This is a genomic window from Aquimarina sp. RZ0, assembly GCF_008370685.1.
In the GTDB taxonomy this organism is placed as follows: domain Bacteria; phylum Bacteroidota; class Bacteroidia; order Flavobacteriales; family Flavobacteriaceae; genus Aquimarina.
This window is the reverse complement of record NZ_VTZU01000050.1, coordinates 13882-30804: the sequence shown is the minus strand read 5'-3', so window position 1 is coordinate 30804 and position 16923 is coordinate 13882. Positions and strand designations below refer to the sequence as shown.

Sequence of the window (16923 nt, the reverse complement as noted above, 5' to 3'; positions counted from 1 at the left end):
TGTTAAATTTAAAATACGCTTTTTTTTTCTGACTTTCAATTAAGTATATTTTTGACAAATATCTAGACCTAAACTATTTTTTGTAACAACTGATCTAGTATTTGTTGTGAATTTGAACATGAATTTTTATTTTTCTGATATCTATATCGTTTGTGTATTAGAGTATATGATTTTTTAAGGATACCAAATATTGACTACTTAGCTTGCATGCAGGGATATTATACAATCCCCATTTTGTTTAAGAGAAATGAAGCATTCATATTTTGACAAATACCTTCTTTAAATTTATAGTCAAAATATAATTCATCACTTATTATCTGGGCATCAAAAAACCTATTTTTTACTTGATGTAGCTCTGTAGCGATTTCACATAAACTTAGATCATGAGTAGCTATAATTCCAGTTGCTTTTGCCTTAACTAGCTTTTCAACAAACTTTCGGGATCCCGCCGCTTTGTCTTTACTATTTGTACCTTTTAATATTTCGTCCAGAATAATAAAGTATTCATTTTTATCTAAGACATCTACAATTCTTTTAAGCTGTGTAAGTTCTGAAAAGAAATAAGAAGCATCATCACTTAGAGAATCAGAGGTTCTCATACTTGTAATAAGCATGATAGGTCTGTATTGACAAGATTTTGCACAAACGGGTAGTCCGATATTCGACATTACAATTTGAAGAGCAACTGTTCTTAAAAATGTGCTTTTGCCAGCCATATTGGCTCCAGTAATAATGAAAAACTCATCTTTTTTGATATGGATATCATTGTCTACACGTTTATTTGTGTCAAGCATTGGATGCCCTAAATCCTGGGCTTTTATGATCACATCTTCTGTAGTTAATTTTGGGTAGATATAATCAGGATTATTAAAAGCAAAATTACCCAGCGAATTATAAGCATCAAAAAAGGCGATTACCTCAAACCATTGTTCTACTTTGTTATGATTGGTGGCAATCCATTTTTCTACACGGTAACTTTGTCTAATATCCCATAGTAATAATCCGTTTCCGAAGATTCCGTACATCATATTATTTCTTTGATCAAAAGCATCCAGAATTTTAGCAAATTGCTTCAGCGTTTGAGAAGCTTTTTCTGCATCATTGATCACATTTTGTTGCTTTTCTTTTAGTAAATCAGAAGAGAAACTGATTTTTTCAATACGATCAACCAGTCTATAATATTGCTCAAATGTGTCTTTTACCTTGTTGGCGTGACTATAAAGCGTATTTATTTTTTTAAGTTGTGATCCGGTAATTCCTAACCCAATTAAAAACCAAATAATAAATAATTGAAACGTTATTAATTCTAAGAATAATAGCGTAATCATAAGCACAGAAATCGCAGATACAATTACAGGGAGTACTTTCATTATCTTAGGAACAAAAGGGGCGTAGTTTTGTAGCCATTTTTTGATAACAGATACAGAAACTGTTGTATCCACAAGAGATGCAATAGCACTGAATTCTTGTCTCCATTCCGGCAGTTCTGATATGTTTTTAATGGCTTCTTGTTTTCTTTTGATATCTTCAATTTCATTATCTCTAAAAATAGAAGCCAACGTATATTTGCCGGCTCGTGTTTTGGTGCGATTGATGTATTGAAAAAAGGATCGGTCGCCAAACAAATCAATATCATGACTATACGGATGGGTAGGGTCAATAAATTCTTTTCCAGACTCTAGTTTGCTTAGGTCATTTTTAAAAACATCTAATTCTAATTGGTTGATTTCTACTAGTTTTTGGAGTCTGTTTTTAGTATAAGATAAATTACTATGGCGACTTATCATTACTATAAAAATTATAATGCCAAGGAGTATGCTGCCAATAATTATTTGCATATTGGGATACCCCAGATAAACTCCAGCGATTATGCTCAAAAATACAACGAGCCTTAGCATACTGGAAAAGGTTAGTTGCTTTTTTATTTTTTTGAGAGATGTACTATGAAGATCAATTTGTGATCCGTAAAATTCTAAAGGATTGTTCATTAGTAAACTTTAAAGGCAAATATGGAGATAGGAGTCAACTAGTTATCTATCTCTTTTATTTTAAATTTTTTAATTCTTCTTTTGTTTTTTTGGTTAAACCACTGACAACTAAGTCATACGAATGATCTATTAATTCGCATAACATATTAGTAGCTAAACCTCCGGAAAAGTTAATAGTATTCCAGTGTTTTTTATTCATATGGTATCCAGGCTGGATTTCTGGATGGTATTCCCTAAGTTCTAGAGAACGATCAGGATCACATTTCAGATTGGCACTAAAAGGAATTCTTTCTAATCCTACTAATGCAAACATTTTTCCCATAACCTTAAAAACCAATGTAGTCTCATCAAAAGGGAACTCTTCTGTAACTCCTTTTTTTGATAAACAATATGTTCTGAAAGCTTCAATATCCATTAGGTCTTAATTATTAATTAGTTTTCCCATAATCATAGTAGGGTCTGGTATGGCATCAAAACCAAACTGCTTATATAATCCGTGTGCATCATATGTTGCCAGCATCCATCGTTTGATTCTTTGTAAGTCTTTATGCTCCATAATAGTTTTTACTAGCATTTTAGCATATCCATTCCCTCTGTGTTCTTCAATAATAAAAACATCCATCAAATACCCAAAAACGGCATAATCGGTTAGTACTCTGGCAAAACCAATCTGAGTATTGTCTATATAAACGCCAAAATTAAGACAATGTTCTATAGTTGTTATTACTTCTTCTTTTGTTCTTCCTTTTGCCCAATATGCATCGGTTAAAAATTGATGAATAAAATCGATATCAAGACGTTCTTTTTCTGTAGAAATAATAATATTCATTTATTCTAAAATGTTTTTATCATTTATGGGAGTTACTTCCAGTGAAGAATAATCCAATGTCCACCCTATAGATTGTGCCACTGTTTCCATTAAAGAAATAGCACTGAGCAATTCTTTTCCTGCAGACTCTAACAATCCGCTTTGAGGAATTTTATCAATGATATATTGTTTTGCTTCTTTGTTAATTTCAGTAAGATCAGTAGAAGTCATAGGATTGAGCCAACCTTCTTTTTTATCATAATATTTAAAATCAGTTTCTATTGTCAGCAGTTTTGGTTTTGGGAAATGAGATAAAATGATACGTTTGTTTTTGGTATCGCTTTCTAATCTTACCTGAGATAAATCAAATCCAACATGTGCCTTGGCATCAATAAGAATCAATGCTTTTTTCTTTCCTTTGAGTAGACTAAAAAACTTCTCTTTTACGCTTTCATAATGGTAAATTTCTGCAAAATCGCCTTCTACTGTTACAAGTTTGCATACACTACGAATTTTTTCCATTAATACAGTGGATTGTGTCTGTATGCCTGCACGTTTTTTTGCGATACTGAATCTTGCAAAAATAAAATAAGCAAGAATTGTTCCTGCAATAAGCCCTACAAATAATAATTCCATATTAATCTTTTTTACCTATCTCACCGAGGTGTGTAAATTTAAACCCTTTTTTTAATTTTAATCCATACCCAAGAATTCTGTCAAAAGAGGCATGAGAAAATAATATAATCCCGGATAGTTCTAGCAATTCATTATTAGTATATATTCCTACTAAATAAAAAAAAATAGCTACTCCTTTATGATGAAATATATTATAAGTAAGAGCGCCAATTTTATTACTAATACTATATCCTAACATTCCCACATCTGGAACTAAAAATAAGCCCAGAAATATCCACCAGGAAAAAGGTAATAAACTAAATAGATAAATCCCAAGACCTAACATAGCCAATTCTTCTAATTGTATAAGAGTTTTCATCTATTCACGTTTTTTAGGATTCAGATAGAAATTCATTAATAAATATTTGGATTTAGTTAGAAGCCTTAATTTCATATAAAACAGGTTTACTAGGAGTGGCATCGTTCTCAAAAGAGGCAATCTGGAGGTTTAAAAGATAGTTCCCATCTGCTATATCATCTTGTACAAAAATCATTTCAGTAATGGTTGCTTCATGCCTGGTTGCTTCTGGATAATCCCAAAATGCTTTATGTGCCAGTAATCTACCTTCATCTTTTTCTTTATCGATAGAGGGCAGATCAATTAAAAGATGATTGATTCCTTGTTCTTTGAGATATGTAGCAGCAGCTTCAGATACATACGCCCAATTGGTATGAGAATATTGCTTGCTAAGCTTTTCATTTTTATTAGGAAGTGTACGTATGATTAGAGCTTGCGGACTTGATTGTATGGCAGTTTTGATTTGATTTTTAGTAATTACAAAATCTTCGCCTTGTTTTTCAGGTAGAACACTAATAAGTTCAGCCATAAAAAAGAATTGTTTTAATGCCTTATTAATACTATGAAAATCCGAAGTAATATGACCAACGCACTCCGTATGCGTTCCGTGTCCGTGAGGGTTAAAAAATATAGAATTAAAATTGGTCGAAGCGCCTTCAGAAACTTTTCCTATCCAATTTCCTTCTTTTACAGGTTCAATTTTTGGCGCAGGGATATACCAGGCATTGACATTTTCTTCGTTGGATTGTAGCGGTATTGATATATCCAGTGGCCGAGATAAATCCACGGTATATTCTTGGTTGTTAGTGTGTATGATTGTAATCATTCGGTTCTAATCTATGGTTTTGATTACGAGAAAGATATAGTCTCCATTTGTGTTCTCATAGCTTTTTATAATATCGTTTATTTTATGAGATTGGATGTCTTTTTGTAAACTATCTAATCCTATTGTTACTTCTGAAGCGTTGGAGAGCGATGAGAATGAAGATATCCCCTGTCTTATTTTGGGTTCAAAATATAGTTTTGGATTGTGTTTTCCGGCATATAAAAAAAAATCTTCTAAATCTGGTTGAACAAAATATTTTTCTGTTTTTTCTATATATAATTGATTGTTTTTTAAACTGTTTTTGATGGTTTCCAAAGAAGGCATCTGACGTATAGAATCCCGAAGCATTTCAGGAAAATAATGATTTATCCAATACCCTTTCATTTGAATCGGAGTCGCTGTAAAGATTACTATTTTTCCTTCGGGTTTTAATACCCTGCGCAGTGATGCAAATCCTTGGGTAAGATCATGCCAATGATGAAGTGTTAAACTTGCAATACTACCATCGATACTATTGGGTAAGAGGTCTAAATTTTCTGCATTTCCAATTTTCCATGAGACAGAATGATTTCCCGATCTTGCTTTTTTAAGCATTTCCTGAGAAGGATCAACACCTATGAATTGATATCCTTTTTTATCAAACAGTTTGGTATAGTTACCAGTCCCGCATCCAATGTCTAAATAAGTGCCTTCTTTTGATGGAGAAAGAAGGTCGTGTAATCGATTAAAAAGGTAAGGATCTGCTTTTCTAGTTGTATTATACCCAGCTCCAATAAGATCATATTTTTCTTGCATCACCTTAAAATTTAATAGATTGTAAATAATTACTTTAAATTTAACAAGAAAAGGTCACTTGCAATACCATCACTTAAAAACTTTCCTTTTTTGGTGACACTAAGTGTATCTCCATCGAGAAAAAGTAGCTGTTCATCAAGATGTTTTTGAGCTTGATTGAGCAAATGTTTTTTGTAAGTATCTCCAAAGTTATTTTCTGTTTCTTGTAAAGAAAGTCCCCATGTAGTTCGTAATCTTGTCATTACATATTCATTATATTTATCTGTAGTCGACAGTTCTTCTATCTCTACAGGAAGCTCATCTTGCTGTAAAGCTTTAAGGTATTTACTATTATTATTTATGTTCCAACTACGCTGATTTCCGTTATAAGAATGCGCAGAGGGGCCAATGCCGAGATAGTGTTTGCCTTGCCAATAAGCAGTATTATTTTTACTAAAATATCCTGTTTTTCCAAAATTAGAGAATTCATAGTGTTCAAAACCTGCGCCCTCCATGGTTGTAACAAGAATATCAAAATGTTCTTTGGCAAGTGTATCTTCGACCGGAGCAATAATTCCTTTTTCTATAAAAGAAAACAAAGCAGTATCAGGCTCTACTGTTAAGGCATAACTAGAAATGTGAGGGATTCCAGAATCCAATGCTATTTTTAGGTTTTTTGTCCATCGTTCTGAGGTCATTCCCGGGATTCCATAAATCAGATCAATGGATATATTTTCAAAATATTGAGCTGCAATCGATAAACATCTTAATGCTTCCCCGGCATTGTGAGCTCGATTCATAAGTTTTAGATCTACATCAAAAAAAGATTGTATGCCAATACTTAAACGATTTATCTGAGTGTTTGATAGCGCAGTTATTGTTTCTTCTGTAAGATCATCAGGATTGGCTTCTACTGTGATTTCTGCAGTATCAGATACCAGGTAGTTTTCATAAATAGTATCAATAATAAACTTTAGTGCAGCTGTCGATAAAATGCTTGGAGTTCCTCCACCAAAATAAATAGTTTCTATTACTTCATAATCATCAATTTCTGATCTGCGTAATTTGATTTCATTGCATAAAGCAAAAACCATTTGATCTTTATTTTTTAAGGTAGTAGAAAAGTGAAAATCACAATAATGACAGGCTTGCTTGCAATACGGAATATGGATATAGATACCAGACAAATTAGTTTTATTTATATGAGAAAATAAGGTAGTATCGCTTTTTTAGAACAAAACTTCTTTTATCAGGTAAAAATATAGAATATTCTATGAATGTAAAGCGCAATAAGGATGAATACTAATATCAACTTGTATTATTTTGATAAAATTGTTTTTTTTTACTCGATAATCGAGATTTACATGTTCCGGGGTTTGCATCGAAATTTAAATATTTTCAACAAATGACTCCTAGACTTACCTCGAGGTAGTTTGTTTTATTGATGTCACAAAAAAAGTTATAATGAACTGCTGTTTTTCGCTTAAGCAAAAATGTTTTTTTTATGAGAGCGTTCAGATTAGGTTAAATTACAGAGATATTAATTCTAAAACATGACTTATCGATTAATAGGTATTATTTCTTTAGTCGTTTCTCATTCTGCTTTACGAAAGAAGCCCAACCTGTATAACTTTTTCCTACAATATCGGCCCTTCCCATATTATAAAAGTGGCATACAGCTGCAGCCAATCCATCTGTAGAATCCAGATTTTTTGGTAGTTTTTTTAATTGCAACAGATTTTGGAGCATCTTAGCTACTTGTTCTTTACTAGCATTGCCATTCCCGGTAATAGACATTTTTATTTTTTTTGGAGAATATTCTGTAATAGGTATTTCCCGGCTTAATCCTGCCGCCATAGCGACCCCTTGGGCACGTCCTAATTTGAGCATAGATTGTACATTTTTTCCAAAAAAAGGTGCTTCAATAGCAATTTCATCAGGATGATACGTATCTATGAGTTCTACTGTACGTTCAAAAATTAATTTTAGCTTCAGATAATGATCATCATACTTGCTAAGTTGTAACTCGTTAAGTTGTAAGAATGACATCTTCTTTTTTACAACCTTAATAAGTCCAAATCCCATAATACTTGTTCCGGGATCAATACCCAATATAATTTTTTCGTTTTCCAAATAGCAATAAATTTCTACAAAGCTAATGAATTCTATAGTAGCAAATCATCAATTAGAACGGAGTATAATAGGTAATCTATATTTTGCATTAGTAGGATATCCTCTCTTATGGGCAGGTTTTAGCGCTGGTAAAGTATTAATTCCTTTATCTATTAAATCTTTGAAATCGGGCACCTGTTTTTTTAAGTACTCTGGAATTTGAAAATCTTCAAGTATTATGTCCCCCTTCTTATCAATTAATAAAGATAACCAAATAGTATCACTAATGTTTTCCTTTACAAGGATCGTCTTTTCTGTTATAAAACTTCCGATATGATCTATAATTATAGAATTAAAACACTCTTGTAATTTTTCTTGAGACATATTCTCACAAGATGTAAACAAGGGAGGTTCTCCAACTTCATTTTTATCAATTTCTTTCCATTTTTCCTTCAGGATAGCTTCACGGCTTTCCTTTTTTACTATTATAGTATCACAAGAATATAATGTAAAAATTCCTATATAAATTAACCAAATTCTAGTATTCATAGACGATTTTTAGCCGTCAAGCATATAATTTTTCCAAATGTAAAAATACAAGATAATGTATATAGATGTGTATGAATTCAAAGTTTTTATCTTTAGTTTTATAAGATAACAGCTTGTAAATGATCTTTTAATGATACGTCTTCTGGAATATCAATTTTTTTCTTTACTCTTTTTCTTGCCATTTTTACTGCATGGGTAGAAACATTAAGGAGCTGGGCGGATTCTTTTATAGACATATTAAGATTGACCAGAAGGCAGTGCCTTATATCATTAATAGAAAGATCTGGGTATAAGGTGTTAATTTTTGAAGTAATTCCCGGATATTTAGATTCGATCCTATCCTTTAGGATATTGAGATCAGAAGTAGAAGTAATAAATTGTTCTAATTGTTTTTCTACTTCTAAAATTTCAATTTTATTCTCATATTTAATGGCAGTAGAGAGATATTGTTTTATAGAAGATAATTTATTGAGTCTTTCATTTACGGATATCATAGTTGCCAAAAACTCTTCTTCTCTGTTTTTTAGATTATTTCTTAATATTTTCTTTTCCTTTTCTCTAAGTTCTTCTACCTGTTTTGTACGAGAATCATACTTTTTGTATAAAACGATTGATATTACTACAAGTAACAGACTGCTTAGACCAATAGAGAGTGATATAATATACCATTTTTGCTTTTCGTTTTTGTAGGTAAGGATATCATAGTCTCTCTTAAGAAGGCTATTTCTATATTCTTCTTCTATAAGTTCAATTTTGCCTTCTGATATTTTTGATATATCCTTATTTCTTATAGTGTATAAGCTATCGATTATGGAGCCATAAAGTTTATAAGATTCAGAAGAAGCACGTAAATCATCTAGTGCTTTGTAAGAATTACCGAGATTTTTGTAGGCCAGAGCAACATCGATTGGATCATAAGGGTCTTGTGCGATAGAATTCTTAAAATGGATAACAGCTTTTTTGGGTTGGCCAATAGAAGCATACACTTTACCTAGTATTAATTCATTCGTGGCTTTGTAAGACCTTAGTGTCGGTTCGTTTTCAAGAATTTTCTGACCTTCTATGACTTTTTCTAATGCTTTTTTGTGATTTCCTATATGTATATAGGATTCTGCTATTTTTGAAAGTATATAACTTATTTCGCCTTTGTTATTGTTTTTTCTAACAATCTTCAGGTTTGCATCCCACCAATCAATAGCTTTTAGATATTCTTTTTTCTGAAAATGGGCTTTAGCAAGATTAGCGTATAATCTTTCTTGTAAGTCTTCTTGATTGATAACGGTAGAATCTTTGATGAGCTCTTTTGAATATATGAGAACTTTATCGGGTTCGCCTAGTTCCAAATGACATCCTAACATATTCATTTTAGCAATTATTGCCATTTTTTTATCAATATATTTCAGATTGATAGCATGGGCTTTATGAAAATATTTTAAGGCTTGATAGTGAAAATTTTGATTGGTAAGATTAACTGCCTTATTGTTATAAACATAAGACAGTGTGTATTCCAGATCAGGATGTTTTTTTGCGATTAACTCACTCCTGTCGTAGACTGCATTAGAGCTATCAATCATAGAGTTGTTTGCATAATAAATTCCCAGATTGAGTAAGTTTTTTACTGTACCCAATGGGTAGTTTGCTTCTTCAGAAAGATTAATAAGTTTTTTAAGTAAGTCACCATTGCCAATTAGGTCATTACCTGCGATAGCAGAAAGACTATCGATCTGTTTTTTTAGACCTTCTTTTTTTTGTTCCTGGGCAGGGAAAACTTGATTGCTATAAAACAAACAAAAGCACAAAAAACAAAGGACTTTTATTTTGTTAGGTTTCATTGTGATTTGGGTCAATTAATGAATTAAAAAATTAAAAATCTGTAATTTTTTTTGCCAGTATGCTATATGTACCCCTGTTTTTTAAAATGTACCCCTAATGTACCCCTTGGTTTTAGTAGCTTATCTGGCATTTGTTGCAAATTTACACATATATTTATTACTCAACACTAAAACAATTTTCTATCTAAAAAATTGTTTTTTTAGCATAAAAAAAACTATTATTAGACACAAACCAACTTTAAATTCTTCAATTTTTATGAAAACAGAACCTATTTAGCTTAACTAACTATAACAGATACGTTTTTAATAAACCTATTTTTTCTCTTTGTCTTAAAGAATTTATTCTTTGTTATGCATTCAATTTTTGAATATAGCACAGGAGTGAAAAATGTATTAGAGTATTTCAATCCTGTTTTAGAATGATTGTATTCTAAAAAGTATTGTATTATCTCTTTTGTATGTAAAATCTATCTGTTTTTATCAATTTTTCCATTGTACTTTATATTCCTTGTTCTATACTATTTAGTTCAAAGGGAAGGATTTTAATTGCCCAAATTTTAGAAAACTAAACACTAAACAAACTCACCTATTTATCATGAAATTTTTTAAAAATCGAATTCACTTATTTTTTATTACTTTTCTATTCTTCTGTACGACTGTTGATGCTAAAAACATTTATGTATCAAAAAATGGAAAAGATTCTAATTCTGGTTCTGAAACGAGTCCATATAAGACCATCAAAAAAGCCTCATCCGTTGCCCGAGCTGGAGATATTGTCATCATCGGTGCAGGAACTTACGAAGAGTTATTAGAACCTGCAAGATCAGGAACACCCGGTAATCCAATAGTTTATAGAGCTAAAACAGGAGAAAAAGTAATTATTACAGCTATGCAAGCTGTTAACAACTGGACCGTTGATCAAGGTAATATTTATAAGGCAACTGTCAATTGGGACTTAGGTCAGGATAATATGGCGCTTCATAATGACAATCTTATGGATCTTGCAAGGTGGCCAAATAATGTACCTCAAAACTTATTTGAACGCGATTATTTACCAGCCTGTAACAGAGGAGCTGCTGGTGGTGGAAAAACCTGGATGAATTATAATGGTAGTCAATCAAATGGTCATGCCAAAAAGATTCCTTATGCTAATAAATGGAAAAACGGGGGTTCTATTCATTTTTATGGAGGAGCAGGTTTTTTAGCGTGGACAGATTTTATAACCAATTCATCTCCTAATAGAATTGATTTCAAATTACAAAGAGCACAGAATTGGATTCAACTGAGACATCACCCTGGATATACGGGCCATGGAGTTAAAAAAGGTGAGTTTTTCCTTCAGGGGATTAAAGAAGCCCTGGATTATAAAAATGAGTGGTTTTATGATAAAAATAACAAAACACTCTATGTGCAAATTGATGGAGGCGGTGCACCGGCGACTAATTCTATTCGTTTTAGAAGAAGAACCCAGACCATTAAATTGAATAAAAACTATATCCATATTGAGAACTTAGCTGTTTTTGGTGGATCCATAGATATTAGTGGTAATAACAATAAGTTATCCAGAGTATCTAGTTTTTATGGGAATCATACATTAGGTGTGATTAATGGATTTGACTCCAGAAGACAGAGTGTATTGATTACTGGTAATAAAAACACAATAGAACGATGTGAAATCGCCTGGGGTGCTGGTAATGGAGTATATGACAAAGGAGATGATAACAAATTGTTGAATTCTTATGTTCACGATTTTAATTATTTAGGAAATTATGATTGTGTATTAAACACTCGTGGAGCAAAAAGAGGATCGTATAGAAACAATACACTCACCAGATCAGGAAAAGATATTATCCAGGCATACGTTGATGGTGGTGAATTTGCTTACAATGATATCAGCCTGAATAATTTTGTAGCCGATGATGGCGGATTACTATATACTACCAATGCGAGAGCAACGAAATCAAGTATTCATCATAATACTTTTCACGACTCGCAAGCAAGAAATGGTAGGTTTAAAGGAACAGGAATTTATCTAGACAATGACTCAAAAAACTGGGATGTTTATAATAATGTAGTTTGGAATACAAAATGGACTAACATTCAAATCAATTGGAACGGAACCAACCTCAAAATTTATAACAACACTTTTGCAAAAGGTTCGGCCACTATGGGAGCATGGCATAAGGCAGGAACAAGATTTAGTAATGTACAGGTGTGGAATAATATCACAGACAAAGAGGCCGTAGATCAACAAGGAAACCAGGAAAGCGAAAGCACTTGGGAGCCTCAATCTAATAAACAAAATAACTTAGTGAGTAAAGCTTCTTTTGTAAATTGGAATAAGAATGATTATCAATTAAAATCAGGAGCTAGGGCGATTAACTATGGTAGAGTAATAGCAGGATATACTGATGGTTATAAAGGATCAAAGCCAGATGCAGGGGCATATGAGTTTGGAGCACCCAAATTTAAAACAGGTGTTAATTGGCCAATTACTTCTGGACCATCAGGGACTTGTTATGGTCTTCCGGGAGAAAACTGTAATGGTACTACTAATCCTCCAACAGGAGAGAATGATGAAGTAGCTTTTAGAAATGCACCTTCTTCTATTAATCCAAAGATTTCATATACTTTTCAAGTAGCATATGAAGCTTCCATAAATAGAGAAATTGTCGTAGAGTTCTGGTCTTCTACAGGATGGTTAAGTAGTAAGAAAGAAACGGTTTCGGCAGGTTCGGGAATCAAATCAATAACAGTAACATTACCATCTGTACCAGAATTAGGAACTGGATATGTTTTAAAAACACATATCAGACCTGTAGGAGGAACATGGAATGATGCCCTGAATAGAGATCAGGTCAATGATATTACCATTGAGGCTCAAAGTACACAATTGATTGCTGACGGAATTTATAATATAAAGTCTACAACTGTCAATCAAAATCTTTTATCTCTGGCTGGAGAAACGCATAATGCCAGAATGAGCGACCCTACTACTAATAGTAATCAGGATTGGATTTTTACACACCTGAATGATGATATTTACACGATTAAAAACAAAAAAACAAATAGATTTTTAGAAGTTCCATATGCAAAATGTAAAAACGGAGAGAATGTGACTACCTGGACTTCTGCTACAAGTGATCACCAAAAATGGAAGATAGTTTCTAATGGTAATAATATCTATGGATTTAAACCCCTTCATTGCCAGGAACAAGCATTAGATAGAACAGAAGGGAAAAACAATGCTAACGTTATAACCTGGACTTTTAATAAAAATAATGCAAATCAAAAATGGAAAGTAATTCCTACTGGAAATAGAGCTTTTGAAGATGGTATTACCGAAGAAAGTATCGTAAAAGTGTATCCTAATCCAGCTGAAAACATCATAACCGTTGAAGGATTATCATCTGGAGATTACTTATTGGTTTATGACTTATTAGGAAAAGTTATTCATAATAATGTTGTAGATGAAACTAGGGAAGTATTAGATATTTCAAATCTGGAATCCGGACTTTATATTATTTCTGTACCGGGAAAAGAAAAAATAAGATTCGTTAAAAACTAGAAATATTGGAATTTAGAATATCCAAAAGCTAATAAAAATTTCAATAATTAGTTGGATTTTAGTAATTAATAATCAGATAATCATCTAATGATTAAACTTAACCATGAGAATTTTACAACAAATCATTACGTGTGGGATCATTATAATTTTAATGCAATCTGTAAACGCACAAGTACAAATTGATATAGATGTGTCTACACAACGATATATAGGAAATGTATCAAGCCTTGATCGAACTAAATTTTTTACACTGCATAGTGGAGGAGGAAATGATGCAGACGTAGCGAAATTTTTTAAAGAATTTAACGTATCACCCGGAAGAGGGTTTTGGAGTCCTTTTGCATATGCAAAAAGTAAGACAGGATCGGTAGGTAGGTATCCCGCTTTTTCTAACTCTAATAATACGAGAGTTAGAAAAGTGAATCGTTCTGTGGCGACGGATCATCCAAAAAATGTATTCAGATATAATCTGGACAAAAATAAAGCAGCAAACTGGACCGTAGAATACTATAAAAATGTAACAAATGATTCTGGGAGACCAGAATTTTATGAGCCCATGAATGAGCCTTTTATACGTTCTGGAGATGATGTTTTTAGTTCAGAACAACCAGATGCTCAAAAAGTGAGGGTAAGAATGGCAGAGTGGTTTGGAGCAATTGGTAAAAAAATTGATGAAACACCCGAACTGGCAAAAATGAAAGTTATTGGATATGCCAGTGCCTGGCCTTCTATGGAGTTAGGAGATTTTAGTCATTGGAATAGCCGTATGAAAATGTTTATGGATGTGGCCGGAAAAAATATAGATGCTTTTTCGGTACACTTATACGATGGGATCAATGTTACCGGACAAGATAATAAACGTTCCGGGAGTAATTCTGAGGCTATTTTAGACTTAATGGAAACATATAGCTTTAAGAAATGGGGGGTTGTCAAACCTCACGCGATCACCGAATATGGAGGTATCGAAAAAGGATATGGTGATAACTATAGTAAGGCCAAAAGTGCAATCTCTATAAAATCAATCAATAGTATTTTATTCAATTTACTGGATAGAGAGAATAGAATAGCGATTACGATACCATTTATAACTCCTAAATCAACGTTTAGTCTAACAGCATCAAACAATTATCAGCCTTATACGCCTGCATTGTGGAGACCGCTCTCTATTACACCTACAAATAATCCTAATAAACCGATCCTGGGAGATTGGACTTTTACAGAAAAAATCAAATTCTATAAATTATGGTCAGATGTAAAAGGAAAAAGAATATTCGTAAAAAGTAATAACCCAGATATACAAACACATGGTTTTATTGACGATAATAAAGTGTATATAGCTCTAAATAACTTAGACAGTAAAACACATAAATTGTCATTGAATATGCTGTCTGATATATCAGGTTTTCAGAAATTAAAAATTAAAAGTTTAAAAATATTTGATAATGCTGATCCAAAGTATAAGGTAACCCAAAATAACAGTATGCTGGATGCTATTGAATTAATAGAATCTGAAACTGTAGTGTTAGAATATACATTTTCTAAGGCTTTGTCATTTAATAATACCCTTCATAATACAAATTATTACTCTAAAAAGTATCTTCAGAAAATCAATAAAAATGCTGAGATTTCTTTTGTTTTTAATAATGTTAAAACAGGTGAGGGTTTTGCATCATTAAAAATGGCTATAGGAAGAAAACACAACAGATCTAAAACACCAGTTATTAAAGTAAATGGAACAAGTATAGATATACCTTCTAATTGGAAAGGATATGATCAAAGAAACAGAAAAGATTTTTTTGGAACAATAGATATTCCTTTTGATGCTGAACTTTTAAAAACAAATAATACAATTACCATTAAGTTTCCTGATAATGGAGGTAGAATTAGTTCTCTGATTTTATCAGTTGATAGATTAGATAAGGCGATCATTGTCAATCCTCCTGTAGACAGTCAGCTAATTTCTGATGGAGTATATACCATAGTTTCTACTACTTCTAATCAAAGGCTTTTGTCTAATGCTCAGGAAAATCATAATGTAAAAATGATAGACCCTGGTAATAATATAGATCAGCGTTGGGTATTCACTCACCTTGAGGATAATATATACACCATCAAAAATCAGAAGACAAATAGATATCTAGAAGTTCCTTTTGAAAAATGCGAAAATGGAGAAAATGTGGCAACCGGGCCTTCTGTAATTGGTGATCATCAGAAATGGAAAATAATTTCTAATGGTAATAAAATTTATGGATTTAAACCTTTGCATTGCCAGGATAAAGGATTGGATAGAGATGGAGGAGGTGATGGTGCCAATACAATTATTTGGAATTTTAACAAAAGTAATAAGAATCAAAAATGGAAAGTAATCCCTGCTGGTAATAGAGCAATTGAAGGAGATATTACCAAAGAAGATGTCGTAAGAGTTTATCCTAATCCAGCTAAAAATATGATAACTGTCAAAGGGATATCATCTGGAGATAGACTATTGGTTTATGATATATTAGGTAAAGTCAATATACATAATATTGCGGATAGTTCTGAAGAAATTTTGAATATTTCAGATCTCGAATCCGGACTTTATATTATTTCTGTACCAGGAAAAGAAAAAATAAGATTTGTTAAAAAATAGAAGAATAAGAAAAGAATAGGTTTATACCAGTTCTTAGGTGAAATCACCGTAAACTGAATCAAATTATTTTTTAATTCGAAGTATGAAACAAAAAGAAATGATTTTAGCAGATATTTTCATTTGAGAAATGGTATTACTCGATAATCGAGAGTTAAATGCTCCGAGGCTTGCATCGAAATCAAAATGTTTTTTTCAGTAAATGCCTCGTGGGCTTGCCCCGAGGTAATTTGCTAAGACCTTTGGTTTTTTTGATCATAAAATGACATTCAATGAATCATACGATTTATAACTAAAAATTTCGCATATTCATCGTTTCTTTTTCCTTTCTACTTCGTTTAAAAAATAAACCGTAGCTATAGCTATGCTTGATTTTTTTGCCTTGCATAAAGAAAAAATAATTCAATGAATTTATACGAATTTTTTAATCACAAATCGTATCACTATCAAATCAAAAAAACTACAAATCCGATTTTTTTTTAAATAATAATTTCTTCAGTTATCATATAAAAATAACAAGAATAAAAATAAAGTGTTCCGAGGCTTCTGTAATTATTAATTTTTGGTCTATGGGAAGTAAGCCTGAGAAATTAGCTAAAGGAAGTTTTGGGGCACTTTTATAAAGTATAAAATAACTATTGACTAAAACGGGATTATGGATATTTATGACCCTTATAAAAGAAGTATCATAAAAAATGAATATCGTATTTGTTACAGAATCTGGATTTTTATAAAGGCAGAACAATAGATTTACTAGATACTAATAAGTAGACAACAAGTTTTGGCGAAAAAGGAATGAAGTAAAACTGTATAAGAATTAGCTCTTATTTCTTGAAATTCTAGTCTAATCATTATGAATACTAAATT

13 protein-coding genes are annotated in these 16923 nt (G+C 32.0%); 2 read left to right on the top strand and 11 right to left on the bottom strand.

The annotated features are described in order from the left end of the window. Positions 1 to 218 precede the first annotated feature (218 nt). The 11 genes from F0000_RS18240 to F0000_RS18190 all read right to left on the bottom strand — a co-directional run bounded on the left by F0000_RS18240 (position 219) and on the right by F0000_RS18190 (position 9862). The gene (locus F0000_RS18240; RefSeq protein WP_149626165.1) at positions 219 to 1988 is read right to left on the bottom strand and encodes a DNA mismatch repair protein MutS; all 1770 of its coding nucleotides are present in this window, start codon (positions 1986 to 1988) and stop codon (positions 219 to 221) included. 55 nt (positions 1989 to 2043) lie between these two features. Further along, positions 2044 to 2403 (bottom strand): MmcQ/YjbR family DNA-binding protein, encoded by a 360-nt coding sequence (locus F0000_RS18235; RefSeq protein WP_149626164.1) that lies wholly within the window; start codon positions 2401 to 2403, stop codon positions 2044 to 2046. A 6-nt stretch (positions 2404 to 2409) separates the two neighbouring features. Continuing rightward, positions 2410 to 2817 (bottom strand): GNAT family N-acetyltransferase, encoded by a 408-nt coding sequence (locus tag F0000_RS18230; protein ID WP_149626163.1) that lies wholly within the window; start codon positions 2815 to 2817, stop codon positions 2410 to 2412. Next, entirely contained in the window at positions 2818 to 3432 is a 615-nt protein-coding gene (locus tag F0000_RS18225; protein WP_149626162.1) for a DUF4230 domain-containing protein, read from the bottom strand. It abuts the gene before it with no gap. 1 nt (position 3433) lies between these two features. Next, positions 3434 to 3790, bottom strand: a complete 357-nt coding sequence (locus tag F0000_RS18220) for a DUF4260 domain-containing protein (protein ID WP_149626161.1) — start codon at positions 3788 to 3790, stop codon at positions 3434 to 3436. Between the two features lie 52 nt (positions 3791 to 3842). Then, positions 3843 to 4595: a cyclase family protein gene (locus tag F0000_RS18215; protein WP_149626160.1), complete on the bottom strand. Its 753-nt coding sequence runs from the start codon at positions 4593 to 4595 to the stop codon at positions 3843 to 3845. Positions 4596 to 4601: 6 nt separating this feature from the next. Then, on the bottom strand, positions 4602 to 5390 hold the full coding sequence (locus tag F0000_RS18210) for a class I SAM-dependent methyltransferase (protein WP_149626159.1): 789 nt from the start codon (positions 5388 to 5390) through the stop codon (positions 4602 to 4604). A gap of 29 nt (positions 5391 to 5419) precedes the next feature. Beyond that, on the bottom strand, positions 5420 to 6556 hold the full coding sequence (gene hemW / locus F0000_RS18205; RefSeq protein ID WP_149626158.1) for a radical SAM family heme chaperone HemW: 1137 nt from the start codon (positions 6554 to 6556) through the stop codon (positions 5420 to 5422). 388 nt (positions 6557 to 6944) lie between these two features. Beyond that, positions 6945 to 7502 (bottom strand): crossover junction endodeoxyribonuclease RuvC, encoded by a 558-nt coding sequence (ruvC, locus tag F0000_RS18200; RefSeq protein WP_149626157.1) that lies wholly within the window; start codon positions 7500 to 7502, stop codon positions 6945 to 6947. Positions 7503 to 7550: 48 nt separating this feature from the next. Beyond that, positions 7551 to 8030 (bottom strand): hypothetical protein, encoded by a 480-nt coding sequence (locus tag F0000_RS18195; RefSeq protein ID WP_149626156.1) that lies wholly within the window; start codon positions 8028 to 8030, stop codon positions 7551 to 7553. Between the two features lie 98 nt (positions 8031 to 8128). Further along, entirely contained in the window at positions 8129 to 9862 is a 1734-nt protein-coding gene (locus tag F0000_RS18190) for a lipopolysaccharide assembly protein LapB (RefSeq protein WP_149626155.1), read from the bottom strand. Positions 9863 to 10457: 595 nt separating this feature from the next. On the opposite strand from F0000_RS18190, the gene F0000_RS18185 reads away from it, so the two are divergent. Together F0000_RS18185 and F0000_RS18180 are read left to right on the top strand one after the other, a co-directional pair. Continuing rightward, a complete protein-coding gene (locus F0000_RS18185) occupies positions 10458 to 13430 on the top strand; it encodes an RICIN domain-containing protein (protein ID WP_149626154.1) in 2973 nt (990 codons plus the stop codon). A 103-nt stretch (positions 13431 to 13533) separates the two neighbouring features. Beyond that, positions 13534 to 16059, top strand: coding sequence for an RICIN domain-containing protein (locus F0000_RS18180; protein ID WP_149626153.1), 2526 nt, complete (start codon positions 13534 to 13536; stop codon positions 16057 to 16059). Positions 16060 to 16923: the final 864 nt, after the last annotated feature.

Excerpts from the sequence above, each read along its gene's own strand:
- F0000_RS18240 (WP_149626165.1), bottom strand. The coding sequence starts at position 1,988 with ATGAACAATCCTTTAGAATTTTACGGATCACAAATTGATCTTCATAGT.
- F0000_RS18235 (WP_149626164.1), bottom strand. The coding sequence starts at position 2,403 with ATGGATATTGAAGCTTTCAGAACATATTGTTTATCAAAAAAAGGAGTT.
- F0000_RS18230 (WP_149626163.1), bottom strand. The coding sequence starts at position 2,817 with ATGAATATTATTATTTCTACAGAAAAAGAACGTCTTGATATCGATTTT.
- F0000_RS18225 (WP_149626162.1), bottom strand. The coding sequence starts at position 3,432 with ATGGAATTATTATTTGTAGGGCTTATTGCAGGAACAATTCTTGCTTAT.
- F0000_RS18220 (WP_149626161.1), bottom strand. The coding sequence starts at position 3,790 with ATGAAAACTCTTATACAATTAGAAGAATTGGCTATGTTAGGTCTTGGG.
- F0000_RS18215 (WP_149626160.1), bottom strand. The coding sequence starts at position 4,595 with ATGATTACAATCATACACACTAACAACCAAGAATATACCGTGGATTTA.
- F0000_RS18210 (WP_149626159.1), bottom strand. The coding sequence starts at position 5,390 with ATGCAAGAAAAATATGATCTTATTGGAGCTGGGTATAATACAACTAGA.
- F0000_RS18195 (WP_149626156.1), bottom strand. The coding sequence starts at position 8,030 with ATGAATACTAGAATTTGGTTAATTTATATAGGAATTTTTACATTATAT.
- F0000_RS18190 (WP_149626155.1), bottom strand. The coding sequence starts at position 9,862 with ATGAAACCTAACAAAATAAAAGTCCTTTGTTTTTTGTGCTTTTGTTTG.
- F0000_RS18185 (WP_149626154.1), top strand. The coding sequence starts at position 10,458 with ATGAAATTTTTTAAAAATCGAATTCACTTATTTTTTATTACTTTTCTA.
- F0000_RS18180 (WP_149626153.1), top strand. The coding sequence starts at position 13,534 with ATGAGAATTTTACAACAAATCATTACGTGTGGGATCATTATAATTTTA.